The organism is Pseudomonas sp. YL2 (assembly GCF_023063025.1).
Taxonomy (GTDB): Bacteria; Pseudomonadota; Gammaproteobacteria; order Pseudomonadales; family Pseudomonadaceae; genus Aquipseudomonas; species Aquipseudomonas putida_A.
On record NZ_JAJSLU010000008.1, the window covers coordinates 19,142 to 42,359 of the forward strand.

A 23,218-nucleotide genomic window follows, 5' to 3' on the forward strand; every position below is an offset into this window, starting at 1 on the left:
TTGGGCGAAAAAGGCAGCCATTATAGGCACGCGAGGCCGAAACAGAAACACGCGACGTGAGATGGCTGACGGATAGAACGCCCGGCTGTCGCGGGTAGACATGTCCATACAAGCCATTACAGGCACCCCGAAAACAACTGTAGGAGTGAGCCTGCTCGCGATGAGGGCGTGACAGCCAACATTTCCGTGACTGTCAGACCGCTATCGCGAGCAGGGCTCACTCCTACAGGGGTACTAGGTTTTGTTTAGTGAAACAGTACCGCCGTCTTCTGCAGGGTCACCCACACGCCCCACGCCAACGGAATACCCACCACCAGCCATGCAGCGATTGCCAGCGGCTTGCTGCCCGGTGCGGCTTTCCACTCCAGCACGGTGCTGGCATCAGCACCTTTGTCGTGACCCAGCGCCTGTTCGGCGGCCAGTTCAGCGTCGGTCATGAAGTACTTGTCGGCCACCGGACGCACCATCAGGTTGCACAGGAAACCCAGCACCAGCAGGCCGGCGAGGATGTACAGGGTGATGTCGTAAGCGGCAGCGCGTTCAACGCCGATGCTCAACTGATACTCACGCAGGTAGTTCACCAGCACCGGGCCGAGCACGCCGGCGGCGGCCCAGGCAGTCAGCAGACGACCGTGGATCGCACCGACCATTTGCGTGCCGAACAGGTCGGCCAGATACGCCGGAACGGTCGCAAAACCACCGCCGTACATCGACAGGATGATGCAGAACGCCGCCACGAACAGCGCAACGTTGCCCAGATGGCCCATGTTCGGGATCAGCGCGTACAGGGCAAAACCGAGGGCGAAGAACACGAAGTAAGTGTTTTTGCGACCCAGGTAGTCCGAGAACGAAGCCCAGAAGAAGCGGCCACCGATGTTGAACAGGCTCAGCAGACCGGTGAAGCCGGCAGCGATCGCAGCGATCGAAGCCAGTTGCCCGGCATCCAGTTGACCGAACGGCACGTCAACGCCCAGCAACTTGCCGCCGAACACTTCCTGCAGCAGTGGCGAAGCCATGCCGAGAATGCCGATACCGGCCGACACGTTCAGGCACAGCACCAGCCACACCAGACGGAACTGCGGGGTTTTCCACGCCACATTCACGTGCACGTGACGGTGAGTGATCATCGCGTTCGAGGCTTTCTTTGCCGGAGCGGTCCAGCCTTCAGGCTTCCAGCCGGTTGGCGGCACGCGGTAAGCCAGGGCGCCACCGATCATGAACACGAAGTAGATCGCAGCCATGGCCACGAAGCTCTGCCACACGCCGACACCGGCAGGCGAAGCGAAGTGGCTCATCAGCGCAGTCGCCAACGGTGCACCGACCATCGCGCCGCCACCGAAACCCATGATCGCCATGCCGGTCGCCATGCCGCGCTTGTCCGGGAACCACTTGATCAGGGTCGAGACCGGCGAAATGTAGCCCAGGCCCAGACCGATACCACCGATCACGCCAGAGCCGATCCACATCAGCCAGATCTGGTGGGTGTAGATACCCAGCGCCGAGATCAGCAGACCGCCGCACCAGCACAGTGCCGATACCACACCGGCCTTGCGTGGTCCGGCGTGTTCCAGCCAGCCACCCCAGATCGCTGCCGAGCAGCCGAGGAAGATGAAGAACAGGGTGTAGATCCAGCCGAGCATGGAGATCGGCCAGTCGCATTGCGAAGAGAAGACCTGAGCGATGAAGCTCATGTCCGGTGCGCAAGCCACCGGAGCGGTGACGCCCAGCGCCTTGGACAGCGGCAACCAGAACACCGAGAAACCGTAGGCCATGCCGATGCACAGGTGGATGGCCAGAGCGGCCGGTGGAACCAGCCAGCGGTTGAAACCGGGCTTGGCGATGATGCGTTCCTTGGACAGGAACGCAGGCTGGTCGGCGCGAAGGCCGTCCGCCGTGATGCTCGTGCTCATTGTGTATCCCCCAATTATTAGTATGGTTCGCCAGCCACTGCTCACCCTCGGCCTTTATGCACGCAGGCATGACCGTTTTTTCGGGTGAAGCTCCTTGAAGGCGCGACGTTAAGTCGCAGAAGGACGGACGAACCGGCGAAGGTTACCATTTGCACGTGACAGAAAAACCAAACTGATATCACCTTTTTCGTGTCATCTGATCTCGTCCCCACAGGAAAAAGCCATGCCGATCGCTGTCCAAGCGCTGAACGATGCCAGTTACCAGGATCAACAGGACCTGCAAAAAATCTATCGTGACGCTCCGCAATGGCTGTTCGCACCGTATTCCGGGGACGCTCAACTGATCGAAAACAGCCTGGCTGACGGCTCTTTGATTGCAGGACGTTTCAACGATCGCCTGCTCGGTGCAGCACGCCTGACAAGGCACGACAGGATTTGGTACTTGTCACATTTGTGTGTACGAAAAGTCACCCGGCGCCGTGGGGTAGCCGAGAGACTGGTGAACCAAGCACAGAAAATGGCGTCGCAAGCGGGTGCCCAACTGCGCCTGCTGGCACCGGCCGGACACCTTGAAATCCAGGCGCTGGCCGCCAGATTGCAATTGCCGCTGGACGTGATCGCGACATGACAGCGCCCCGAACCGGGCGGATGCAGCGCTATACTCCCCGGCTAAATTACGAATTCGACTAACTACAAGGACTCGCCCATGAAAGCGTTCGGCAAAATCCTGGGTCTGGTACTTCTCGGGCTGTTGCTGATCATTGTGGCGGCGGGCTTCGCCCTGACCCACCTGTTTGATCCCAACGACTACAAAGACGAGATCCGCCAGATAGCCCGCGACAAGGCCCACATCGAGCTGACGCTCAATGGCGATATCGGCTGGAGCCTGTTCCCGTGGCTCGGCCTGGAACTGCATGAGGCCAGCATCGCCACCCTGATCAACCCGACCGAACCGTATGCCGACCTGCAGATGCTCGGCCTGTCCGTGCGCGTGCTGCCGCTGTTGCGCCGCGAAGTGCAGATGAGCGATGTGCGCGTCGAAGGCCTGAACCTGCGCCTGAAACGCGACAAGAACGGCCACGGCAACTGGGAAGACATCGGCAAGCTGCCACCTCCCGCCACGCCTGCCGGCAGCCCGACACCTGCCAGCCCGCCTGTTGCAGAGGCCCCCGTCCAGCCGGAAAAACCGCCGCAGCCGATCCGCCTCGACATCGACAGCCTGACCGTCAACAACGCCCGGGTTGAATACACCGACGAGCAGACCGGCAAGCAGTACAGCGCCGAAAGCATCCAGCTGAGCACCGGTGCAGTACACGACTCGACCAACATTCCGCTGAAAGCCACGGCGTTCCTCAGCACCAATCAGCCTGTGCTGCGGGTGCGCACCGAGCTCAACGGCGAGCTGCGCATCGAACGCGCCCTGCAACGTTACAAGTTCGAAGACATGAAACTGTCCGGCGAACTGACCGGCGACCCACTACAGGGCAAGGCCATGACCTTCTCCGCCCAAGGCCAGATTTCCCTGGACAAGGCGGCGAACGTCGCCGAATGGACCGGGATCAAGATCTCCGCCAACCAGTTGCGTGCCCTCGGTGAGCTGAAAGCCAACGACCTCGACAAGACCCCGCAGATCACCGGCGGGATCTCGATCGCCCAGTTCGATCTGGCGAAATTTGTCGACAGCATCGGCCAGACGTTGCCAGCCATGGCGCCCGGCAGCCTGAGCAAGGTCGAACTGGTCAGCCGCGTGGCCGCCACGCCAACCAGCGTCGCCTTCGACAACATCAACCTGAAACTCGACGACAGCAGCTTCAGCGGGCGCATTGCCGTGGAAGATTTCGCCAAGCAGTCGCTGCGCGCGATCCTCAAGGCTGACACGTTCGACGTCGACCGCTACCTGCCGCCGAAATCGGAAAAAGCCAAAAACGCCACGCAAGTGCGTCAGGCCGAAGTCGCCAGCACCGAAGCCGATGCCATGGCCGGCGCCGGCAGCACACCGTTGCCGGACAAACCAAGCAAAAGCGCCTGGAGCACCGAGCGTCTGCTGCCGGTCGAGCGTCTGGCCAAACTCGACGTCGATGCCGACCTGACCTTCGGCCAGCTGACCCTCGACAAACTGCCGATCCAGAACGCCGCGCTCAAAGCCACTGGCCAGGGCGGCCTGCTGACTCTGGAAAACCTGCGCGGCGGGCTGTACAACGGCGACTTCGAAGCCAAGGGCACCCTCGACGTACGCCCAAGTGCGCCGGTGCTGAACCTGCAAACCAGGATCAACCGCGTGCCGGCCGAGAAAATCCTCGAAAGCCAAGGCAAGAATCCGCCGGTCAAAGGCCTGGTCACACTGACCAGCAGCCTCACCGGCAGCGGCAACAGCCAGCAGGCGCTGATCGAAACCCTCAACGGCAACGCCAGTTTCGTGATCAACAACGGCGTGCTGCTCAACGCCAACCTTGAACAGCAACTGTGCAAAGGCATCGCCACCCTCAACCGCAAAACCCTCAGCGGCGAGCCACGGGGCAAGGACACGCCGTTCCAGGAACTCAAGGGCAACCTGACCTTCCGCAACGGTATCGCCAGCAACCCCGACCTGAAAGTGCGCATCCCCGGCATGACCGTCAACGGCGATGGCGACATCGACCTGCGGGTGCTGGGCATGGATTACCGCGTCGGCATCATCGTCGAAGGCGACACCAGCGCGATGCCGGATCCGGCCTGTCAGGTCGGCGAGAAATTCGTCGGCATCGAGTGGCCCCTGCGTTGCCGTGGCCCACTGGAGCTGGGCGCCAAGGCCTGCCGTGTGGATAACGAACGTCTCGGCCAGGTCGCGACCAAAATGGCCGGCGACAAACTCAGCGAGAAGATCGATGAAAAACTCGGCGACAAGGTCAGCCCGGAATTGAAAAACGCATTGAAGGGGCTGTTCAAGCGATGACAGCGGAGCAGTTTTCCACGGCGGTGCTGGAATGGTTCGACCGCCACGGCCGCCACGATTTGCCTTGGCAGCAAGACATCAACCCGTATCGGGTGTGGGTGTCGGAGATCATGTTGCAGCAGACCCAGGTCAGCACCGTGCTCAATTACTTCGACCGCTTCATGACCGCGCTGCCAACGGTGCAAGCTTTGGCCGAAGCGCCGGAGGACGAAGTGCTGCACCTGTGGACCGGGCTCGGTTACTACACCCGCGCGCGCAATTTGCAGAAGACCGCGAAGATCGTCGTCAGCCAGTACGGCGGTGAATTTCCGCGAGACGTCGAAAAGCTGACGGATCTGCCGGGGATCGGCCTGTCCACCGCCGGCGCCATCGCCAGCATCAGCATGGGCCTGCGCGCGCCGATCCTCGATGGCAACGTCAAACGCGTTCTCGCGCGTTTCACTGCGCAAGAGGGTTACCCGGGTGAACCGAAGGTCGCCAAACAGCTGTGGGCCAACGCAGAGCGTTTCACGCCGCACGATCGGGTCAATGCCTACACCCAGGCGATGATGGATCTCGGCGCCACGCTGTGTACGCGCAGCAAACCGAGCTGTCTGCTGTGCCCGCTGGAAAAGGGCTGCGAGGCGCACATGCTCGGGCTGGAGACGCGCTACCCGATCCCCAAACCGCGCAAGGCCATCCCGCAGAAACGCACGCTGATGCCGCTGCTGGCCAACGGCGAAGGCGCAATTCTGCTTTATCGCCGCCCGTCCACGGGGCTTTGGGGCGGCTTATGGAGCCTGCCGGAACTCGACGATCTCGACGACCTGCAACATCTGGCCGACCAGCACTCGCTGACCATGGGCGAGCAGCAGGCGCTGCCAAGCCTCATCCACACCTTCAGCCATTTCCAGCTGTCCATCGAACCCTGGCTGGTTCAGGTGCAGGAGGCCGGTCAGCACGTGGCCGAGGCCGACTGGCTCTGGTATAACCTCGCCACCCCGCCGCGCCTGGGCCTTGCCGCCCCGGTCAAAACCTTGCTCGAGCGCGCGGCCGCCGTATTGAACGCAGGAGAGTCGTCATGACCCGCACCATCATGTGCCGCAAGTACAAAGAAGAACTGCCCGCGCTGGAACGCGCTCCTTTCCCGGGCGCCAAAGGTCAGGATATTTTTGACCACGTCTCGGCCAAGGCTTGGGCTGACTGGCAGAAACACCAGACCCTGCTGATCAACGAAAAGCGTTTGAACATGATGAACGCCGAAGACCGCAAATATCTGCAGGGCGAAATGGACAAGTACTTCTCCGGCGAGGAATACGCCAAGGCGGAAGGCTACGTTCCGCCTGCGGAGTAAACCCGCAAAATCGGGGGGCGGATCGTAAGCGACGGAATTAATTTAAGAAATTTTAAAAAAGTCGTTGACGTAAATCCGAAAAACCCTTTTAATGCGCCCCGTTGCCCAGATAGCTCAGTCGGTAGAGCAGGGGATTGAAAATCCCCGTGTCGGCGGTTCGATTCCGTCTCTGGGCACCAAATACCGAAAACCCTGAATCGCAAGATTCAGGGTTTTTTTATGCCTGCGATTTGATGGCGGCTCAATCCAGTCTTTTTTCTGGGCTGCGCAAATGCGCGACGGGTTTCGAACAAAGACGATCCGCGCTACTTTGGCCGCACCTTATGGAAGAGGGTCATCCGCTCGATGAACCAGAAAAGAACCCGCGTGCCCCTGCCCCATCCGCCCCCCTATCGCCAGAGTCGGGTTGCATTCTGGCTGACGGTGCTGGTCGGCGTATTGATCGCCTTCCTAATCGCCGCGTCGACTTATCTGATCATCCACAGCTTGATCAGCGGATCCATCACTACCTGGAACCGAACCGGCCCGCGCCATACCTACACCCTCGCGCAGCAACCCCGAATGTTCTGGTTCGAGATCGTGTCGCAATGCATCGGCACCGTATTCCTGATAGCCGTCGGCTGGATCGGACTATGGATTCACCGAATGGCGCGCGAGCCCAGTGACAAGCAGCAGGCCAAGCGTACGCGGGGATAAAGGAAGGCGCGGGATACCCGCGCCTCGATTCCTCAATGCACCCGAGGTTATCCAGCGTCATTCCAATGGAACACCAGATTGCGTGCAGTGCCGCTGCCAACGTCTGTCACGTCACGCCGTGTTTCGCCATTGCGCGTGGCGACCACGGTGTACTTACCGGGTGGCAGTTGCACGTACACCAGCGGCCCCGTTTGGGTGAGAGTCAGCACGGTTTGCCCCGGCGACTTTTGAATCACCACATCGACATCAGCGGTGTACTGGTCTTGCGCGCCCACCGCGAACGTCATGTGCAGGTTGTAGCCAGAGGCTTGCTGAATGGCTTTTGACTCGTCCAGGCCGATCCCGCCGGACAGGTAGTTGATGCCGTTTTGCTGTTGTTGCTGGACTTGCACGCCGGCACTGTCGACCGGATCCAGGTTGGCGGCCTGGGACATGCCAGGCAACAGCAGCCAACCGACAGCAGCGAGCGGCAGCATGAATGAACGAATGTTTTTCATGATGGCGACTCCCGGGTTCTGAAGAACCCAATCGTTACCCTTTTTTAGATTTGGCACCGCAAGGCTTGTTTTAGATTGATTGGTACTTGGCGCATGTACGAAATGGACTACAGACCATTGCTATCAATACGCCTTTTGCCGGCAACGTCCTGCACTACCCATCCCGCCTTCCTGCTGACTTCACAGGCTCGCCCGACATCGCCGAGCGGTGAATCCCGGCATGCTTTTGCGTCTGTTTCCAATGACGCGGAAGACTCGATGAACCCGTTAAAACCTGATGATGCGCAAGACCCGAAAATCGATTCATTGCTGGGAGAGTTGGGCGAACTGATCCGCCAGGCGCGGCAAAAAGTGCTGCGTGCGGTTGATACGATTCAAGTCCAGACCTGTTGGCAGATCGGCCGGCATATTGTCGAGTTTGAACAGCAAGGGGCGCAGCGGGCGGGGTATGGCAAGCGGTTGCTGGCCTTGTTGGCAAAGGATCTGACGGCGCAGTTCGGGAGGGGGTTTGATGATCGAAATCTGCGCTATATGCGGAGTTTTTATCAGTTGTTTCCCATTTGGAACGCAGTGCGTTCCGAATTGAGTTGGACACACTATCGGCGGCTTTTGGGCGTCACCAGTGACAAGGCTCGTCATTGGTACATGGAAGAATCTGCCAACCTGAACTGGTCCAGCCGCGCCCTTGATCGCCAGATCAATACGCTCTACTACGAGCGACTGTTGATGAGTCGGGACAAGGCCGATGTGATCGAAGAAGCCACCACCAACATTGCAGCCATGAAACCCCATCCGCGCGAGTTCATACGTGATCCCGTCATGCTTGAATTCCTTGGGCTACCGTCGGCTGGCAAAGTCAGGGAGAGTCGTCTCGAACAGGCTCTCATCGACCACCTGCAGGGCTTTCTCCTGGAACTTGGCAAAGGCTTTTCCTTTGTCGCTCGACAACAACGCATCAGCACCGATGGTGACGATCTGTACATCGACCTGGTGTTCTACAACTACGTACTCAAATGCTTCGTGATCATTGACCTCAAGCGCGGCAAGCTCAGCGCTCGCGACGTCGGACAAATGGACATGTACGTGCGCATGTACGACGAACTCAAGCGCAGCGAAGGCGACAAGCCAACAGTCGGGATCATTCTGTGTGCAGAGAGCAATGACTCGGTCGCGCGTTACTCAATGCTCAAGGGCAATGAGCAACTGTTCGCCAGCAGTTACAAAACCATACTGCCGAGTGAGGAAGAGCTGCGCGCCGAACTCAATCGGGAACAGGCTCTGATCGAAGAACGCCTGCTCCTGCAATCCGCTGAATAGAAACGGCGGATTGTTCCCGTGTGGCGCGAAGGCTATTGTTGACAGCTCCTCGAAAGGGTCGAAAGCGATGAGCTGTCAGGATGCGCCAGCAACGCAAGACATGCAGTCACTGTCACCGGCGTTGACAGGCAAACAAGGTGAGGCATTCAAGGAAGTCGCCGCCGATGGCTTTGTGCTCGACGGTTTCACCTGGCGGCACACCCTGCCTGACCCGCAACGCCCGGTGGTCATCATCAACGCTGCCACCTCGGTACGCTGCCGACACTATTCACGCTTCGCCGATTACCTATTCACCAACGGCTTCGACGTGATCACCTACGACTACCGAGGCATCGGCGAATCGCGTCCTGCAACCCTGAAAGGCCTTGAGGCTTCATGGACCGATTGGGGCGCGCTGGATTTCGAAGCGATGCTCAAGCGCGCTCAACGGGAATTCACCGGCCAGCCAATCGATGTGGTCGGCCACAGTTTCGGCGGTTGCGCGGCTGGGCTCGGCGAGTCCGGGCAGGTCATTCGTCGACTGGTGACAGTCGGCGCGCAGTTCGCTTACTGGCGCGACTATGCGCCGGCACAGCGCTGGCGCATGTTTGGTAAATGGCATTTGCTGATGCCGCTGCTGACGCGGCTCTGTGGCTATTTCCCGGGCAAACGCCTCGGCTGGCTCGAGGATACGCCAGCAGGCGTCGTACGCGACTGGAGCACGCCTGCCGCGCGCTACGAGCAGCGTCCGAGCGGCCGCCGACTGCTGAAAGCAAGCGGTCGCCTGCCCTTCGCCAATGTCCGCGCAAAGACCTTGGCGATCAGCATCAGCGACGACCCGTACGGCACGATCCCGGCCATCGAACGCCTGCTCGGCTACTTCAGTCATGCGCACAAAACCCACTTGCGCATCGAGCCGCAGGACATCGGCGAACAACAAGTCGGACATTTCGCCTTTTTTCGCAGCGCATACCAAGCCACACTATGGCCCATTGCTCTGACCTGGCTGCAAACCGGCGAGCTGGCCCCCGACACACCCGGATGGCCAGTGCCACGCAGCTAAGCCCTTTCAACGTACGACGGAACACACCATGGCCTCCGCCAACAAGCAGCAAAAACGCGCCGCCCGGGCCAAGACCAAGGCCAAGCAGAACCGCACCAAACGCGCCGAGGCGCCGGTCGAACTGGACCCGAACGATGACCGCATCGACTTCGAGTCGGTGGACCTGACCGAGCTGTTCAAGAAAATGATCGACGCCGAGAAGATCAGCCAGCAAGCCATGTGCACCGCGTTCCTCGAAGACCCGCTGCTGGAACTGGTCTACGAGCAGGAAGGCGAAGAAGGCGCGATGGATTTCATCCTCGCCGCGCTGATCGAGTATCGCCAGTGGTCCCAGGAAACCGACGAAGCCGGCGCCCTGGCGTGGATCGAATCCCCGGCCTTCCAGGCCGACTATGTGGCGGCGTCCGACGCGATCGCCGCACAAACCCAACAGAAGAACTGAGTTCCCATGGCATCTCTGAACAAGCAACAGAAACGCGCCAAACGCGCCAAGGCCAAAGCCAAACACATCCGCATGGTCGGCCGTAAGCCGCTGGACCAGGACGACAGCCTCGGACATCTGGACGAGCCGATCCCGGAATACACCCTGGCGATGTTCAGCAAAATGCGCGAAGCCGAAGCCGTCAGCCGCAACGAAATGCTGCTGACCCTGCTGCGCGAACTGGCGTTCATCATCGTTGACCATCCAGAGCTGCTGGATATGGAAAATGCCGAGAACGAAGGCATGGCCGCCACTCACCTGGCCGCCGACATGCTGATCGACTACCGCATGTGGGCCGACGGCATGGACATCGAAACCGCCCAGGCCTGGCTGACCGAGCCACAGTTCATCACCGATTTCGGGATTGCGCTGGATACTTACGGCAAGTCGCTGGACACCCAGGAAGACAAGGGCGAATAAACCCCGCGCATAAACAAAAACGGCCGCTCGTCATCACTGACAGCGGCCGTTTTGCATTACGCGTTACGGATCAGTTCAACACCACCGCACCACGGTTTTCCAGCTTGCGGCGGCGCGCCACCAGCAGGCCTGCGGCAACGACCATGAGGCTCAGCAGGCCGGTTGCGAGGATTTCCACGCGGTGGGCTTCCTGGAACAGCATGATAGTCAGGGCCGCGACGATGAAGATGATCACCGCGTAGGTCAGGCCCGGGAACAGCCACATGCTGAAGACGATTTTCTCGCCGCGGGCCATGCGTTGTTTACGCATGCGCAGTTGCGAGAACGCGATCACCAGGTACACCAGCAGCGCGATGGCGCCGGAGCTGGCCAGCAGGAATTCGAACACGGCAGCCGGGGCCACGTAGTTGGCGAAGGTGCAGAGGAACGCCGCGCCGGTCGACAGCATGACAGCCCAGTAAGGCGTACCGCTTTTGTTGACCCGAGTCGACATCGCCGGTGCATCACCGCGCTTGCCGAGGGAGAACAGCATGCGCGACGAGGTGTACAGCGCCGAGTTCAGACAGCTGGTTACCGCGACCAGCACCACGATGTCGACGATCATTTTCGCGTTCGGAATGCCCATGCGCTCAAGCACGGTCTGGTAGGAACCGAGGTTGGCCAGCGTAGGATCGTTCCACGGTACCAGGGCCACAACGATGAAGATCGATACGAGGTAGAACAGGCCGATCCGCCAGATCACCGAGTTGGTGGCCTTGGAAATCTGCTTGCCCGGGTTCTTCGATTCCGCAGCCGCGATGGTCACGATTTCGGTACCCATGAACGAGAACATGGTGGTCAGGATTGCACCCAGCACCGCGCCCATGCCGTTTGGCAGGAAGCCGCCGGAATCAAACAGGTGCGAAACACCGCTGACCTGGCTGTTCGGCAGGAAGCCGAAAACGGCCGCAAGACCCAGCGCGATGAAGCCTATGATCGCCAGGACTTTGATCAAGGCAAACCAGAATTCGAATTCACCGTAGTTTTTCACGCTGAACAGGTTGGTGACCGTCAGCAGCATGGTGATGATCAGTGCAAACGCCCAGATCTCGATCCCCGGGAACCAGGCATGGAGGATGGTCGCGGCGGCGTTGGCTTCCAACGGAATCACCAATACCCAGAACCACCAGTACAACCAGCCGATGGTGAAACCGGCCCAGTGCCCGATGGCACGGTCGGCGTATGTCGAGAACGAGCCGGTGTCGGGCGAGGCGACAGCCATCTCACCGAGCATGCGCATCACCAGCACCACCAGGGTACCGGCGGCGGCGTAGGCCAGCAGCACGGCGGGGCCGGCGGCAGCGATCGCGTGGCCGGAGCCAACGAACAGACCGGCGCCGATAACACCGGCGATCGACAACATGGTCACATGACGCGGTTTGAGCCCCTGTTCGAGGCCATTGGAGCTTGGGGTACTGCTCATCGGAACTACCTTTGCGAGGAAAGCGATTGCGTCCGTCCTGTCTGGTTTTCCTTCTCGTAAAAAGAAACCAACAGGGCGTTCCAGATTCTGCACGCAATAAATGCGCCAAAATGTTTCAAACTCTTCTGGGCCGCGGCTTTCAGCGAGACCGGACAGTCATCGCAAGTCATTGGAATGAATGGCAATTCGCCAGAGCGTTACCCTGCGACTCACTTTTCAGACGATTCAGCGCACCAGAAACACACTGAAAAAGTGTGGGATGCACAATTAGAGGGCGAATCGTGTACGTTCAGCCGGATAGCGCTTCCAACACCCCGCCAAAGCTGGCAACATCGCGCCTTTTTTTACGCAACACCCACGGGTTTGCACGTTCAAACACCCGTTCGGTTGTTGATGTGGCGACAGTCTGCTGTGCCGATGCGACAACCTGCCACACGCCATCCGCTTACCGCTCGTAGCGCTGTTGGCTGCCATTGAAACGCTATGCTAGCTTGGCCGCCTCGCCAGGAAGGCCCGCCAACAGCAGGAGCGCAACATATATGAGGAACGCACATGGCTGAGGCCACGCCCGCGCTTGAAATCCGCAACTTGCACAAACGCTACGGACAGCTTGAGGTGCTCAAAGGTATCTCGCTGACCGCCCGCGACGGCGATGTGATCTCGATCCTCGGTTCCTCCGGTTCCGGCAAGTCCACGTTCCTGCGTTGCATCAACCTGTTGGAAAACCCGCACCAGGGTCAGATTCTGGTGGCCGGGGAAGAACTCAAGCTCAAGCCCGCCAAGAATGGCGAACTGGTTGCCGCTGATGGCAAACAGATCAATCGCCTGCGTTCCGAGATAGGTTTTGTATTTCAAAACTTTAATCTGTGGCCGCACATGAGTGTGCTCGACAACATCATCGAGGCCCCGCGCCGCGTGCTCGGCCAGAGCAAGGCCGAGGCGATCGAAGTCGCCGAAGCGCTGCTGGCCAAGGTCGGTATCGCCGACAAGCGCCACGCCTACCCGGCGCAACTGTCCGGCGGTCAACAACAACGCGCGGCGATTGCCCGCACGCTGGCGATGCAGCCGAAGGTGATTCTGTTCGACGAGCCCACCTCCGCCCTTGACCCGGAAATGGTTCAGGAAGTACTTAGTGTCATCCGCGCACTGGCCGAAGAAGGCCGCACCATGTTGTTGGTGACCCACGAAATGGGCTTTGCCCGTCAGGTCTCCAGCGAAGTGGTGTTCCTCCACCAGGGGCTGGTGGAAGAGCAAGGATCGCCTCAGCAGGTGTTCGAAAACCCGCTTTCGGCGCGCTGCAAACAATTCATGTCCAGCAACCGCTAACGGAGCAACATGCATGCAGAATTTTAAAAAGGTCTTCCTGGCCGCCGCCGTCACCCTCGCGTTCAGCGCCGGTGCCATGGCCGAGACTCTGAAGATGGGCATCGAAGCGGCTTACCCGCCGTTCAACAACAAAGACGCCAGCGGCAACGTGGTCGGCTTCGACAAAGACATCGGCGACGCCCTGTGCGCCAAGATGAAAGTCGAGTGCAGCGTGGTCACCTCCGACTGGGACGGCATCATTCCTGCGCTGAACGCCAAGAAGTTCGACTTCCTGGTCTCCTCGCTGTCGATCACCGAAGAGCGCAAGGGCGCGGTAGATTTCACCGACCCGTACTACTCGAACAAGCTGCAGTTCATCGCGCCGAAAGATAAAGACTTCAAAACCGACAAGGATTCGCTCAAAGGCAAGATCATCGGCACCCAGCGCGCCACCCTCGCTGGCACTTGGCTTGAGGACACCTACGGCAGCGATATCGAAGTCAAACTCTACGACACCCAGGAAAATGCCTACCTGGACCTGACCTCCGGTCGTGTCGACGCCATCCTGGCCGACAAGTACGCCAACTACGATTGGCTGAAAAGCGACGCCGGCAAGAACTATGAGTTCAAGGGCGACGCGGTCGTGGAAAGCGACAAAATCGGCATCGCCGTGCGCAAAGGTGATCCACTGCGTGAGAAGCTGAACGCCGCGCTGAAGGAAATCGTCGCTGACGGTACCTACAAGAAGATCAACGACAAGTACTTCCCGTTCAGCATCTATTGATCTGACCTGCGGGACCGGCACCGTGATCCGACGGCGCCGGCTCCCGGCCTTGCCTGCCGCGATTTGAAAAGAAATCCATGATTATCGACCTCTACGGATTCGGCCCGGCCCTCGCCGCCGGTGCGCTGATGACCGTCAAACTGGCGCTGACGGCCCTGTGCCTGGGACTGGTGCTCGGCCTGCTCGGCGCCTTGGCCAAGACTTCCCCGTACAAGCCGCTGCAATGGCTTGGCGGCACTTATTCGACGCTGGTGCGTGGCGTCCCGGAATTGCTCTGGGTGCTGTTGATCTACTTCGGTACGGTCAACCTGATGCGCAGCCTCGGTGAGTTTTTCGGCAATCCCGACCTGCAACTCAGCGCCTTCGCCGCCGGCGTGATTGCGCTGGGCCTGTGCTTCGGCGCCTACGCCACGGAAGTGTTCCGCGGCGCGATCCTTGCCATTCCCAAAGGCCATCGCGAAGCGGGTGTGGCGCTGGGCCTGTCGAAATGGCGGATCTTCACCAAGCTGATCATGCCGCAGATGTGGCGCATCGCCCTGCCCGGCTTGGGCAACCTGTTCATGATCCTGATGAAAGACACCGCGCTGGTGTCGGTGATCGGCCTGGAAGAGATCATGCGTCACGCACAGATCGGCGTGACCGTGTCGAAACAACCGTTCACCTTCTATCTGGTGGCGGCGGTCATGTACCTGGGCCTCACCGTGCTGGCGATGACCGGCATGCACTTCCTGGAAAAACGCGCCGCTCGCGGCTTTGCGAGGAGCGCTTCATGAACTGGGAAGTGATCATCAAGTGGCTGCCGAAACTGGCGCAGGGCGCGACCCTGACCCTGGAACTGGTGGCGATTGCCGTGATTGCCGGCCTGTTGCTGGCCATTCCGCTGGGCATCGCCCGCTCCTCAAAGCTGTGGTATGTGCGCGCCTTGCCCTACGCCTACATCTTCTTTTTCCGTGGCACGCCGTTGCTGGTGCAACTGTTCCTCGTCTACTACGGCCTGGCGCAGTTCGATGCGGTGCGCAACAGCGCACTGTGGCCGTACCTGCGCGATCCGTTCTGGTGTACCACCGCGACCATGACCCTGCACACGGCGGCGTACATCGCCGAAATTCTGCGCGGCGCGATCCAGGCGATTCCGCCCGGCGAAATCGAGGCGGCGCGGGCTTTGGGCATGTCCAAACCCAAGGCAATGTTCTACATCATGCTGCCGCGAGCGGCGCGCATCGGCCTGCCGGCCTACAGCAATGAAGTGATCCTGATGCTCAAGGCCAGCGCGCTGGCGAGTACCGTGACCCTGCTGGAACTGACCGGCATGGCCCGCACGATCATTGCCCGCACCTACCTGCCGGTGGAAATCTTCTTCGCCGCCGGCGTGTTCTATCTGCTGATGTCCTACGTGCTGGTGCGCGGCTTCAAGCTGCTGGAGCGCTGGCTGCGCGTCGATGCCTGCCAAGGGCGTTGAAACTTCCCACGTGCTGACGGGCGAGGCCCTACTCGCCCGCTTCACCGCGCTGGATGCTTTTCTGATTGAGCATCAGGCGCTGTGGAAACCTCGTCCGTTCACCTATCTTTCGATTGCATGGGAAACCGCCTACCCCGAATTGGCTTCGTGGCTACGCGGACGATCGCTGGAAGATGCAGAGCTTGTGCATAACCACCCTGCCGATCTCATCGATGCGCCGGAGCCGTTCGCTTCATTGGCGGCGTTGTCGGCTGAGCTGAGCGCAGTCGGAGAGTTGCCGGAACATGCGCTGGAAACCTCAGGCCATCGATTGAATGTCGATGTGCCGGGGCGCAAGTGGCAGCAGATCGAGGCGTTCGCCAGTCGCTTGTCTTTTGCCTCGCAGCCGACGCACTGGCTGGACTGGTGTTCCGGCAAGGGACATCTGGGCAGACGCCTATTGAGTACGGGGCAACAACTGACTTGTATCGAATACGATCCAGCGTTGGTCGCCAGCGGTCAGGCCCTGAGTCAGCGTCATCATTTGCACGCCCTGCATGTCGAGCAGGATGTGCTGGCGGCAGACGCAGCAAGCGTTATAAGTGCTCAGCACACCGCGGTCGCCCTGCATGCCTGCGGCGATCTGCATGTGCGCTTGATGCAACTGGCGAGCGCGGCCGGATGTCAGCAGATGGCCATCGCCCCGTGCTGTTACAACCGGATTGATCGCAGCGAGTATCAGGCCTTGTCCTGCGCCGGCATGCGATCCGCCCTACAACTCTCGCTTGAAGACCTGGCACTGCCCATGAGCGAAACCGTCACCGCCGGCGCACGGGTCCGACGTCAGCGCGACACCTCCATGGCCCGACGTTTGGCCTTTGATCTGCTGCAACGACAAGTGCGCGGAGTAGACGAATACTTGCCCACCCCGTCCCTGCCCAGCGCCTGGCTGGACAAACCTTTCGCCGATTACTGCCGCGATCTGGCAGCGCTGAAAGAGTTATCCACAATCGGCACGCCAGACTGGCAGGCACTGGAAGCCGCCGGTTGGCAGCGGTTGGCCGAAGTTCGCAACCTGGAATTACTGCGCGGACTGTTCCGACGACCGCTGGAGCTTTGGCTGAATCTTGATCGAGCCATTTTCCTCGCTGAACAGGGATACGTCGTACGCCTCGGCACCTTCTGCGACGCACCGCTGACTCCGCGTAATTTCCTGCTGTTGGCCGAGCGCGCTTGAAATCTTTACAGCCTGTGGATAACTCTGTTGATGGTTTTCCCGTGGATCCAATATTCACGGCCGTTAGACCGCTTAAACAGCATTGGTCATTTTTTGTTCATACTGATAAAAAACCTGTAAAACAGGGATTTGCGCACAAAATGAGAACGTGTCCACAAAATCCCCTGCAATACTGCAGTTGCGTCGATCCGTTGTGCATAAGCTTCCAATCAAAACGACATAAACGGGTGAAATGGGTGCTTGAACGGTGCAGAAATCCTGCCCTCACGCTCATTCTGGCTTGATCGCATAGCACCTCGGTTTTGCGGCTAAAAACTCGGCGACACCGCTCACGCCAAGCCTGATCCAGCGCCTGCGTAAAAATAGTCTGAATTCAGGGGTTTACAGAACCAACCCAATCGCTATAATCGTCGCCCACACGCCGGTATAGCTCAGTTGGTAGAGCAACTGACTTGTAATCAGTAGGTCCCGGGTTCGACTCCTGGTGCCGGCACCATACAAAACAAAGCCCCTGCAGAAATGCAGGGGCTTTGTTGTTTCTGGTACGTCCACATTACGTCCACACTGCCTCAAGCCTGTGAAGCCCCAAATCGTCATTGATCTGGATGGCTCGTTATCGAGGGATGTGCTTCTGCCGGTGCGGGGCGCGGCACCTTGGTTACACGTACAGCTTTACCGGCCTTCATCTGACGTACAGATTCCAGCAAATCCCTCCGGAATTGTTCCAATTCATTGAGCATTAATGAGTTTTCTCATTCGGTTGCTCAGGTCGGCTACGAGCAGGCTGTCGAATAAGATCGCGCTTCAAACCTGACTGATCTCAAACACAAACGAAATCCTGCGTTGACTCGCACTCCACACATAACGCAGATGTTTGCCCTGCTTCGGAATCGACACCGCTGGCGGCCGGAAAGCGGCGACACATTCGTGGCCCGGCAGGCGAACGCTGTTGTAGAGCATCCCCCACGATTCAGACTCGCGAAGTTGTCGGGCAAATGCCTGGGATGGGCCGTAGGCTTCCGGATCGGGTTGATGCAAATGTGCAAAACCATCACGAACATCGTGCAGCGGCTTAACCACATGATTGACGTAAGTACGCATGGTCAACTCAAGGTCCGCTTCGTTGGTGGCCGCGAGGAAACGCTCCTGGTGATAGCAGGTTTCGGCGATGGCCGCGGCCTGGCTGCTGGCGGCGTAGTAGACGCCGAAGGTGCCATCGGTGAAGCGGCTGCTTTTGCCGATGTGGGTAAACGCCGCCATCACCGGAGTTGAACCGGGGCCGGAGAGCCGGTCTTCGGGACGCACGCGGGCGAGAACGCCGGCCTGTTCGATCAGGCGATCGTTGGTCAGCGCTTCCAGCGCGTAGGCGATTTCCAGGTCTTCGGGGTCGAGCACGTCTTCAAATAGTGCAATCGGCGGGAAGCTGCTGTTGACGATCCGGTAGGCCTTGGGCCATTGCGGATCGGCCAGTGGCGGGGCCTTCAACCGCGCACCCCGTCGAGGTAGCGGCGCACGTCGGCGATATCGACCACCCTCCCCGCCAGCATGTAATCCAGCGCGGTCCGGCCATTGAATGGCGCCGCCGTGTTCGGGCTGCTGACCCATGTGTAGGCGCGCTCGCGGCTGTTGCTGAAGATGATGCTCAATGCCTTGTGAATGCCCATCAGGTACGAGATACGCTCCAGCGTGTCGTGTGGCAGGCGAATGTTCGGCGGCAGGTGTTTGTACTTGTAGAACGTGGTGTTGCCGACGCCGCCCAGCAGCGTGCGCTGCTGCTCGGCATTGCAGCCCCAGCGTTCCATGAGGTTGAAGAAGAACTTCAGCGCGACGCGCCCGGCTTCGGGGACGTCGAGTTGTTCACGCGGGGTGAGGGCTGGGGATGAGGTAGGCATGATTGTCCTTCTTCGCAGGTCCGCAAGCTGAGCGTAGTACAGATATGAATATTTTCAATAGAGTTATTCATATACGAATGAAAATCCTCAAAACCCAGGTTGACATCTCAATGCTCGGTGGCAGAGAATCCGGCTCAAGAGCGCGAAACCGACTGCCTTCAGGTGGCAATAGTCGGCGTTAGGAACCCCGTTGATGACCTGAAAATCAGCGCTCGGGTGAGACCTCTTCTCCCCTGCTTGAGGGAGCACAATATCAAGCAACATTCATGTGAAGGGCAGCCTGAGAAGGCTGCCCTTTTTCGTTTGAGCTACCGGTAACGTCGATACAACAGCTCACCATGCCGATGCTTGTTCAAGCCTTTCTTGTCACAATTCATGAAATTCCAGAGTACGTTGCCGCGCTCAACATGAACCACCACCAGCATTTGGTATCTCGCGTTGTAAGCACCGATGAAAGAGAGTCGAAACGAGGCGTCATCGTAGGAAACCCGCCATATCTCTAACGGCCTCGTCAGGGTATCTCGCGCAAATTCGGTGAACCGCTCACGGGCATTCGGGCGCTTTTCCACCGTATGAAGCAAATGCTCGCGCTTCACCAAAATCGGCACATATGGCGTTTCGATCAGAACAGCATCAAGACCATGATCAAGTCCGAAGACTCTGGCAACCTGCTCCCACGCTGCATTAAGACTCAGTTCACCTGGCAGCTCTCTAACCGCAGAAATCAGAAGGCCGGGGTCAATATCGCGAATATCCGGCAGGCCCAGATCTTTCCAGTTTTTTTGATCGGGTAACGCCCTGCTCCCCTGCAAACTCATGGCATCGACTCGCTAGCTTCGCGGATGCCGGCATTGCCTGGAAATCCATGGCCTCGGACTAGAAGTCCCGAAAATAACTACCTGATATTTCAGCCACTTGTGCATGGGCGGTAAATAAGCCCGTTCGCTCTTTTCTATAGGAGGCTTCCGACAACGGTGCAAAACAGTGGCGTTTCGGTGTGGGAAACATTCAAAAAAGCTGTAGTCCGAGGCGTAAAAAAAGTGCCCGACTCGTCCGAATCGGGCACTTTTCTTGACCCCAATCACCCCCACGTCATCAAAAATCCCGATCCTGTGTCAGCTTCCAGCCATCGGCGGGGACATCAATTCGCTACTAAACCCGCGACAACTATGCTCAGGTGCTGGAATATAGCCGGCATATGACGCCGGATCGGCAGTCTCGTAAACAACAATACCCAGCCCACTTCAGAGGGCATTACCCATGGATAGCAGAACCTTACGCAACCTCATGCGCATCGTGCAGACCGGCTCGTTGTCGGCCGCAGCCGAGCATTCGTGCCTGACTGTGCAGGCCCTGGCCGCGCAGTTGAACAAGGTCGAAGAGCAGTTCGGTTTCCGCTTGTTTCGACGTTCCAACAAAGGGCTGACGCTGACGCCGCAAGGCACGGAGCTGACGCCCTACATGGACAAAGTGCTGATTGCCACGCGACAGATGGAAGAAAAGGTCGAGGCGCTCAAGGTGCCGGGCCAGCGCACATTGAAGGTTGCGTTGAACAACACGTTGTCGTCTGACTTCAACCGGCGAATGATCGGACGCCTGATCGAGGTGTTTCCCGATTACCAGATGGAATTCAGCTACGCCGAGTCGATGGAGAACCTCAGCAAGCTGAAGAATGAAGACTTTGATCTTGCGGTGTTGATCGGCCCGCAGCGGCCGGGTTTGCCGAGCATTGTTTTGCCGGATGTGCAGGTGCAGGTGGTCGGTGCGCATTGCGGGCAGGAAAACGATCCACTGACATTGCTGGGCAACAAGTTTCAGGTGCGTCCTGCGGAAGATTGTCCGTATTCCCACAGTTTCCTGCGTTTTCTCGACGCCGGACTGGGCAATCACGAGAACGGTCAACGCATGGTCTATTCCTGCAGCGAAACCCTGACCCTGTCGCTGATCACGCAGATGGACGCGGTGGGCATGGTTTCTCGTGAGGCCGCGCAAAAGAACGGCCTGACGATTTTCCCCGGATTCGAGGATTTCCTCGAAGTGCGTCTGGCGGTGAACAACCCGAACCTGTCGGGGCAGGCCCTGAATGACGTGGTCGATCTGCCGCTACATGAACGAGCCGAGCGCAATGTACGCAGCCGTCCCAACCGCCACACTGAGAAAGAGGTTTTTGCTGAAATACGCACATAACAACGTCGGAATGGCTGCATAAAATTCCGGGCGATCGAGCTGTAGGTGCTGATCCTTGATCAACAAGGGTGTCAGGCTGATCGCAGCGACGATCGCCACCGGCAGGTACTCCAGCGCCCGCGCCACGAACGGCGGCCAGTGCTCGGTGTTGACTTGCAGTGGCAGCGCGCGTGGCAGGAAGGTCACGGCCATCATCAGCGCGACCACCAGAATCAGGAACGTTTGGTCAGGCATACACCCACTCCGCAGCCCACGAACGTGGCGATGAAAACGTTGAACGGCGAAGTACCGACCAGGCTCAGCGCGCCCATGCAGACGACGGCAGCCGCGGCGGCGATGAGTTTGTTGCGGGTGTTGCACAGCGACACCAGCACGTAGAGCATCATCGCGGTCAGTGCGTAGTCGAGCTGATATTTGATCAGGTGCGATGCATATTGCGCGCAGACGGCGCCCAACAATCCACCCAGCACCCAAGAGGTGTGGCAGAACAGGTTGAAGCCGATCAGGTAACGAATGTTGACCGGCGCGCCGGTGCCCAGTTTGACGCTGTGGAACGCGAAGGACTCGTCGGTCAGACCACCGGCGTAAGCCCAGCGCTCCATGCGGCTGAGCCCCAATGCGCGCAAGGCCTTGGCCATGTACACCGACATCAGCATGTGCCGCGCATTGATCAGGAAGGTGGTCAGCACGATGGTGGTCAGCGAAGCGCCGCTGGAGATCAGCGCCAGTGCGGCGAATTGCGAAGCGCCGGCGTAGACGAACAAGCACATCGCCACCGGCAGCCACATCGGCAGCCCGGCGTTGACCGCCATCAGCCCGAACACGAACGACACCGTGAAGTAACCGGCCACCACCGGGCTGGCTTCGGCAAACGTGCGCGATGGCTGATGAGCAGCCATCAGCGGCGCACTGCCGGACGTTTCATTCATAGATCCCTCTCAAATGTCCGCTCGCCGTGGGGTTCGCAAAAACCCTGGGCAGTCCAGAATCGCTTGCCCGCGAGGTTAGCATCGTCGACGAACAGAAACATCCGTAATACACCGACCCGTTTCATGTCGGATGACGCCGCTTCCACCAACCGCTGGCCGACGCCCTGACTGCGATAGCGTGGGCTGACCGCCAAGTGGTTGATGGTGCCGCGACTACCGAGCATGCCGCCGAGCACCGCACCGACGATTTCGCCTTCGACGTCGAAGGCCAGATAGGCCGTGGTGGTCTTCTGGATCAATACACCGCGCAGGCATTTGGCGTCCTGCCATTCGCAGAACGACACTTCGTCGAACTGCCGGAAGAAGCGCTCCATGCGCTGCGCGTCCTTGGCGGTGGCGCGTCGCAGCACCACCGGCGTCGAGCACTCGACGCCATCGATTGGGGTGATCTGATTAGCGAACAATGTCGAAAGCGGTCCCGGGCCGCGAGAAGGAAATCGCCAGAATCTGCCGGTACGCCATGGCATGCGTGTGGGTGTTGCGCGCCGGAGTCACGTAATGGCGCATGTCGCGATCAAGAAAGTACGTGGTGTCGAGGATTTCCTTGTAGGTGGTCGACGCCAGTTGATGCTCGTGAACATCGTACAAACGGCTTTCCGCGCCCTCGACGTTGTTGCGCCCCCAGAAGTGCACACCACTGAACGGATAGCCGTCGCAGTGAATCCCTTCCGGGGTGATTTCCAGTTGCTTGCCGGGTTTGATCTCGATGCGGATCTGATGAATCTGGCACTGCCAAATCTCATCGTGCAATTCTTCCGGCAACACGCTTTTGTACACTTCAAAATCGGTGTCGATCAGGCTGCGCATTACCGGCGAAGTGATCACTTCATCAGAGAAGTCCTGAAAGTGCCGCACAACACCGCCCACGTAGGCGTTGTTCTCTTTCGACTGCACGTACGCGCGATGCTCGAGTTGCTTCAATTCACGTGTTTTCGGGTTGTACTCAAAGTCGCTGTAACGACGGTAACGCATGCCGGCTTCGGCCTGACCGTAGTAACTGTCTGGCTCCATGTTTTCCCAACTTTTGGTCAGTCTGACGAAGTCGGCAAAATGACCGTAGAGATTGAAGTCACCACCCTGGACGTTGACATATTTGTCGCGCCGTAGCGATTCGCCCACTTCTCTGTTCAAAACGATCATTACCAAATTCTCCGCTGCGTTGAGCGGCCTAATCTATTAGGTGGAGAATTTGCGTCCATGAGAAAGAATTTCAGGCATTTAAAGCCCTGCTTGAAACGGAACTTGAAGACGCTTCAAAACAACTTTTACGTGACAAAAACACGGGTTTTTTACGGT

At 59.0% G+C, this 23,218-nt stretch carries 25 protein-coding genes, 2 tRNA genes and 1 pseudogene; 17 read left to right on the forward strand and 11 right to left on the reverse strand.

Features of this window, described 5'->3' with window-relative positions:
- Positions 1-245: 245 nt before the first annotated feature.
- A complete protein-coding gene (locus LVD08_RS13440; RefSeq protein ID WP_096796694.1) occupies positions 246-1,910 on the reverse strand; it encodes an OFA family MFS transporter in 1,665 nt (554 codons plus the stop codon).
- Between the two features lie 223 nt (positions 1,911-2,133).
- On the opposite strand from LVD08_RS13440, the gene LVD08_RS13445 reads away from it, so the two are divergent.
- From LVD08_RS13445 to LVD08_RS13470, 6 genes are all read left to right on the forward strand, one after another.
- Complete coding sequence (locus LVD08_RS13445) at positions 2,134-2,538, forward strand: acetyl-CoA sensor PanZ family protein (protein WP_096796695.1); 405 nt, start codon at positions 2,134-2,136, stop codon at positions 2,536-2,538.
- A 78-nt stretch (positions 2,539-2,616) separates the two neighbouring features.
- The gene (locus LVD08_RS13450) at positions 2,617-4,842 is read left to right on the forward strand and encodes an AsmA family protein (RefSeq protein ID WP_223008810.1); all 2,226 of its coding nucleotides are present in this window, start codon (positions 2,617-2,619) and stop codon (positions 4,840-4,842) included.
- Positions 4,839-5,906, forward strand: a complete 1,068-nt coding sequence (gene mutY / locus LVD08_RS13455; protein ID WP_247268372.1) for an A/G-specific adenine glycosylase — start codon at positions 4,839-4,841, stop codon at positions 5,904-5,906. Before LVD08_RS13450 ends, mutY begins: the two co-directional genes overlap by 4 nt.
- Positions 5,903-6,175, forward strand: coding sequence for an oxidative damage protection protein (locus LVD08_RS13460; RefSeq protein ID WP_008024947.1), 273 nt, complete (start codon positions 5,903-5,905; stop codon positions 6,173-6,175). Before mutY ends, LVD08_RS13460 begins: the two co-directional genes overlap by 4 nt.
- A gap of 103 nt (positions 6,176-6,278) precedes the next feature.
- Positions 6,279-6,354, forward strand: a tRNA-Phe gene (locus LVD08_RS13465).
- A gap of 166 nt (positions 6,355-6,520) precedes the next feature.
- Positions 6,521-6,871 (forward strand): hypothetical protein, encoded by a 351-nt coding sequence (locus LVD08_RS13470; protein WP_247268373.1) that lies wholly within the window; start codon positions 6,521-6,523, stop codon positions 6,869-6,871.
- Between the two features lie 47 nt (positions 6,872-6,918).
- On the opposite strand, the gene LVD08_RS13475 is transcribed toward LVD08_RS13470, so the two are convergent.
- Complete coding sequence (locus LVD08_RS13475) at positions 6,919-7,368, reverse strand: carboxypeptidase regulatory-like domain-containing protein (RefSeq protein ID WP_247268374.1); 450 nt, start codon at positions 7,366-7,368, stop codon at positions 6,919-6,921.
- Positions 7,369-7,626: 258 nt separating this feature from the next.
- Here LVD08_RS13475 and LVD08_RS13480 point away from each other — a divergent pair, with 258 nt between their 5' ends.
- The 4 genes from LVD08_RS13480 (at position 7,627) to LVD08_RS13495 (ending at position 10,628) form a co-directional block, all read left to right on the forward strand.
- Positions 7,627-8,685 (forward strand): PDDEXK nuclease domain-containing protein, encoded by a 1,059-nt coding sequence (locus tag LVD08_RS13480; protein ID WP_027611247.1) that lies wholly within the window; start codon positions 7,627-7,629, stop codon positions 8,683-8,685.
- Positions 8,686-8,752: 67 nt separating this feature from the next.
- A complete protein-coding gene (locus LVD08_RS13485) occupies positions 8,753-9,727 on the forward strand; it encodes an alpha/beta hydrolase family protein (RefSeq protein ID WP_431061410.1) in 975 nt (324 codons plus the stop codon).
- 28 nt (positions 9,728-9,755) lie between these two features.
- Positions 9,756-10,169 (forward strand): hypothetical protein, encoded by a 414-nt coding sequence (locus LVD08_RS13490; protein WP_042608625.1) that lies wholly within the window; start codon positions 9,756-9,758, stop codon positions 10,167-10,169.
- 6 nt (positions 10,170-10,175) lie between these two features.
- Complete coding sequence (locus LVD08_RS13495) at positions 10,176-10,628, forward strand: hypothetical protein (RefSeq protein ID WP_096796703.1); 453 nt, start codon at positions 10,176-10,178, stop codon at positions 10,626-10,628.
- A 70-nt stretch (positions 10,629-10,698) separates the two neighbouring features.
- Here LVD08_RS13495 and gabP read toward each other — a convergent pair whose 3' ends face one another.
- Entirely contained in the window at positions 10,699-12,090 is a 1,392-nt protein-coding gene (gene gabP, locus LVD08_RS13500; RefSeq protein WP_027611243.1) for a GABA permease, read from the reverse strand.
- A 552-nt stretch (positions 12,091-12,642) separates the two neighbouring features.
- Here gabP and LVD08_RS13505 point away from each other — a divergent pair.
- The 6 genes from LVD08_RS13505 (at position 12,643) to LVD08_RS13530 (ending at position 17,350) form a co-directional block, all read left to right on the forward strand.
- Complete coding sequence (locus LVD08_RS13505) at positions 12,643-13,416, forward strand: ABC transporter ATP-binding protein (protein ID WP_007961695.1); 774 nt, start codon at positions 12,643-12,645, stop codon at positions 13,414-13,416.
- 13 nt (positions 13,417-13,429) lie between these two features.
- On the forward strand, positions 13,430-14,179 hold the full coding sequence (locus LVD08_RS13510; protein ID WP_027611242.1) for an ABC transporter substrate-binding protein: 750 nt from the start codon (positions 13,430-13,432) through the stop codon (positions 14,177-14,179).
- Between the two features lie 77 nt (positions 14,180-14,256).
- On the forward strand, positions 14,257-14,952 hold the full coding sequence (locus tag LVD08_RS13515) for an ABC transporter permease (RefSeq protein WP_007961693.1): 696 nt from the start codon (positions 14,257-14,259) through the stop codon (positions 14,950-14,952).
- Positions 14,949-15,638, forward strand: a complete 690-nt coding sequence (locus LVD08_RS13520; protein WP_007961692.1) for an ABC transporter permease — start codon at positions 14,949-14,951, stop codon at positions 15,636-15,638. The genes LVD08_RS13515 and LVD08_RS13520 overlap by 4 nt, the downstream gene beginning before the upstream one ends.
- Entirely contained in the window at positions 15,619-16,854 is a 1,236-nt protein-coding gene (locus LVD08_RS13525; protein WP_247268376.1) for a methyltransferase, read from the forward strand. The genes LVD08_RS13520 and LVD08_RS13525 overlap by 20 nt, the downstream gene beginning before the upstream one ends.
- 420 nt (positions 16,855-17,274) lie before the next feature.
- Positions 17,275-17,350: transfer RNA gene (locus LVD08_RS13530), tRNA-Thr, on the forward strand.
- Positions 17,351-17,468: 118 nt separating this feature from the next.
- Here LVD08_RS13530 and LVD08_RS13535 read toward each other — a convergent pair.
- From LVD08_RS13535 to LVD08_RS13550, 4 genes and pseudogenes are all read right to left on the reverse strand, one after another.
- Positions 17,469-17,594: pseudogene (locus LVD08_RS13535) on the reverse strand (helix-turn-helix domain-containing protein); the annotation flags it as partial.
- 64 nt (positions 17,595-17,658) lie between these two features.
- A complete protein-coding gene (locus LVD08_RS13540; RefSeq protein WP_247268377.1) occupies positions 17,659-18,339 on the reverse strand; it encodes an RES family NAD+ phosphorylase in 681 nt (226 codons plus the stop codon).
- Positions 18,336-18,746 (reverse strand): MbcA/ParS/Xre antitoxin family protein, encoded by a 411-nt coding sequence (locus LVD08_RS13545; RefSeq protein ID WP_007961687.1) that lies wholly within the window; start codon positions 18,744-18,746, stop codon positions 18,336-18,338. Before LVD08_RS13545 ends, LVD08_RS13540 begins: the two co-directional genes overlap by 4 nt.
- A 308-nt stretch (positions 18,747-19,054) precedes the next feature.
- Positions 19,055-19,564, reverse strand: coding sequence for a PBECR2 nuclease fold domain-containing protein (locus LVD08_RS13550; RefSeq protein WP_159988108.1), 510 nt, complete (start codon positions 19,562-19,564; stop codon positions 19,055-19,057).
- Positions 19,565-20,006: 442 nt separating this feature from the next.
- Here LVD08_RS13550 and LVD08_RS13555 point away from each other — a divergent pair, with 442 nt between their 5' ends.
- On the forward strand, positions 20,007-20,933 hold the full coding sequence (locus tag LVD08_RS13555) for a LysR family transcriptional regulator (RefSeq protein ID WP_007961685.1): 927 nt from the start codon (positions 20,007-20,009) through the stop codon (positions 20,931-20,933).
- On the opposite strand, the gene LVD08_RS13560 is transcribed toward LVD08_RS13555, so the two are convergent.
- The 4 genes from LVD08_RS13560 to LVD08_RS13575 form a co-directional block, all read right to left on the reverse strand.
- Positions 20,850-21,167, reverse strand: coding sequence for an AzlD domain-containing protein (locus tag LVD08_RS13560; RefSeq protein ID WP_003220702.1), 318 nt, complete (start codon positions 21,165-21,167; stop codon positions 20,850-20,852). The genes LVD08_RS13555 and LVD08_RS13560 overlap by 84 nt on opposite strands.
- The gene (locus LVD08_RS13565) at positions 21,146-21,862 is read right to left on the reverse strand and encodes an AzlC family ABC transporter permease (RefSeq protein ID WP_027611235.1); all 717 of its coding nucleotides are present in this window, start codon (positions 21,860-21,862) and stop codon (positions 21,146-21,148) included. Before LVD08_RS13565 ends, LVD08_RS13560 begins: the two co-directional genes overlap by 22 nt.
- Positions 21,859-22,236, reverse strand: a complete 378-nt coding sequence (locus LVD08_RS13570; protein ID WP_003220700.1) for a GNAT family N-acetyltransferase — start codon at positions 22,234-22,236, stop codon at positions 21,859-21,861. The genes LVD08_RS13565 and LVD08_RS13570 overlap by 4 nt, the downstream gene beginning before the upstream one ends.
- Positions 22,237-22,315: 79 nt before the next feature.
- Entirely contained in the window at positions 22,316-23,062 is a 747-nt protein-coding gene (locus LVD08_RS13575) for a 2OG-Fe dioxygenase family protein (protein ID WP_003220699.1), read from the reverse strand.
- Positions 23,063-23,218: the final 156 nt, after the last annotated feature.

Excerpts from the sequence above, each read along its gene's own strand:
- LVD08_RS13440 (WP_096796694.1), bottom strand. The coding sequence starts at position 1,910 with ATGAGCACGAGCATCACGGCGGACGGCCTTCGCGCCGACCAGCCTGCG.
- LVD08_RS13445 (WP_096796695.1), top strand. The coding sequence starts at position 2,134 with ATGCCGATCGCTGTCCAAGCGCTGAACGATGCCAGTTACCAGGATCAA.
- LVD08_RS13450 (WP_223008810.1), top strand. The coding sequence starts at position 2,617 with ATGAAAGCGTTCGGCAAAATCCTGGGTCTGGTACTTCTCGGGCTGTTG.
- mutY (WP_247268372.1), top strand. The coding sequence starts at position 4,839 with ATGACAGCGGAGCAGTTTTCCACGGCGGTGCTGGAATGGTTCGACCGC.
- LVD08_RS13460 (WP_008024947.1), top strand. The coding sequence starts at position 5,903 with ATGACCCGCACCATCATGTGCCGCAAGTACAAAGAAGAACTGCCCGCG.
- LVD08_RS13470 (WP_247268373.1), top strand. The coding sequence starts at position 6,521 with ATGAACCAGAAAAGAACCCGCGTGCCCCTGCCCCATCCGCCCCCCTAT.
- LVD08_RS13475 (WP_247268374.1), bottom strand. The coding sequence starts at position 7,368 with ATGAAAAACATTCGTTCATTCATGCTGCCGCTCGCTGCTGTCGGTTGG.
- LVD08_RS13480 (WP_027611247.1), top strand. The coding sequence starts at position 7,627 with ATGAACCCGTTAAAACCTGATGATGCGCAAGACCCGAAAATCGATTCA.
- LVD08_RS13485 (WP_431061410.1), top strand. The coding sequence starts at position 8,753 with ATGAGCTGTCAGGATGCGCCAGCAACGCAAGACATGCAGTCACTGTCA.
- LVD08_RS13490 (WP_042608625.1), top strand. The coding sequence starts at position 9,756 with ATGGCCTCCGCCAACAAGCAGCAAAAACGCGCCGCCCGGGCCAAGACC.
- LVD08_RS13495 (WP_096796703.1), top strand. The coding sequence starts at position 10,176 with ATGGCATCTCTGAACAAGCAACAGAAACGCGCCAAACGCGCCAAGGCC.
- gabP (WP_027611243.1), bottom strand. The coding sequence starts at position 12,090 with ATGAGCAGTACCCCAAGCTCCAATGGCCTCGAACAGGGGCTCAAACCG.
- LVD08_RS13505 (WP_007961695.1), top strand. The coding sequence starts at position 12,643 with ATGGCTGAGGCCACGCCCGCGCTTGAAATCCGCAACTTGCACAAACGC.
- LVD08_RS13510 (WP_027611242.1), top strand. The coding sequence starts at position 13,430 with ATGCAGAATTTTAAAAAGGTCTTCCTGGCCGCCGCCGTCACCCTCGCG.
- LVD08_RS13515 (WP_007961693.1), top strand. The coding sequence starts at position 14,257 with ATGATTATCGACCTCTACGGATTCGGCCCGGCCCTCGCCGCCGGTGCG.
- LVD08_RS13520 (WP_007961692.1), top strand. The coding sequence starts at position 14,949 with ATGAACTGGGAAGTGATCATCAAGTGGCTGCCGAAACTGGCGCAGGGC.
- LVD08_RS13525 (WP_247268376.1), top strand. The coding sequence starts at position 15,619 with ATGCCTGCCAAGGGCGTTGAAACTTCCCACGTGCTGACGGGCGAGGCC.
- LVD08_RS13545 (WP_007961687.1), bottom strand. The coding sequence starts at position 18,746 with ATGCCTACCTCATCCCCAGCCCTCACCCCGCGTGAACAACTCGACGTC.
- LVD08_RS13550 (WP_159988108.1), bottom strand. The coding sequence starts at position 19,564 with ATGAGTTTGCAGGGGAGCAGGGCGTTACCCGATCAAAAAAACTGGAAA.
- LVD08_RS13555 (WP_007961685.1), top strand. The coding sequence starts at position 20,007 with ATGGATAGCAGAACCTTACGCAACCTCATGCGCATCGTGCAGACCGGC.
- LVD08_RS13560 (WP_003220702.1), bottom strand. The coding sequence starts at position 21,167 with ATGCCTGACCAAACGTTCCTGATTCTGGTGGTCGCGCTGATGATGGCC.
- LVD08_RS13565 (WP_027611235.1), bottom strand. The coding sequence starts at position 21,862 with ATGAATGAAACGTCCGGCAGTGCGCCGCTGATGGCTGCTCATCAGCCA.
- LVD08_RS13570 (WP_003220700.1), bottom strand. The coding sequence starts at position 22,236 with ATGGAGCGCTTCTTCCGGCAGTTCGACGAAGTGTCGTTCTGCGAATGG.
- LVD08_RS13575 (WP_003220699.1), bottom strand. The coding sequence starts at position 23,062 with ATGATCGTTTTGAACAGAGAAGTGGGCGAATCGCTACGGCGCGACAAA.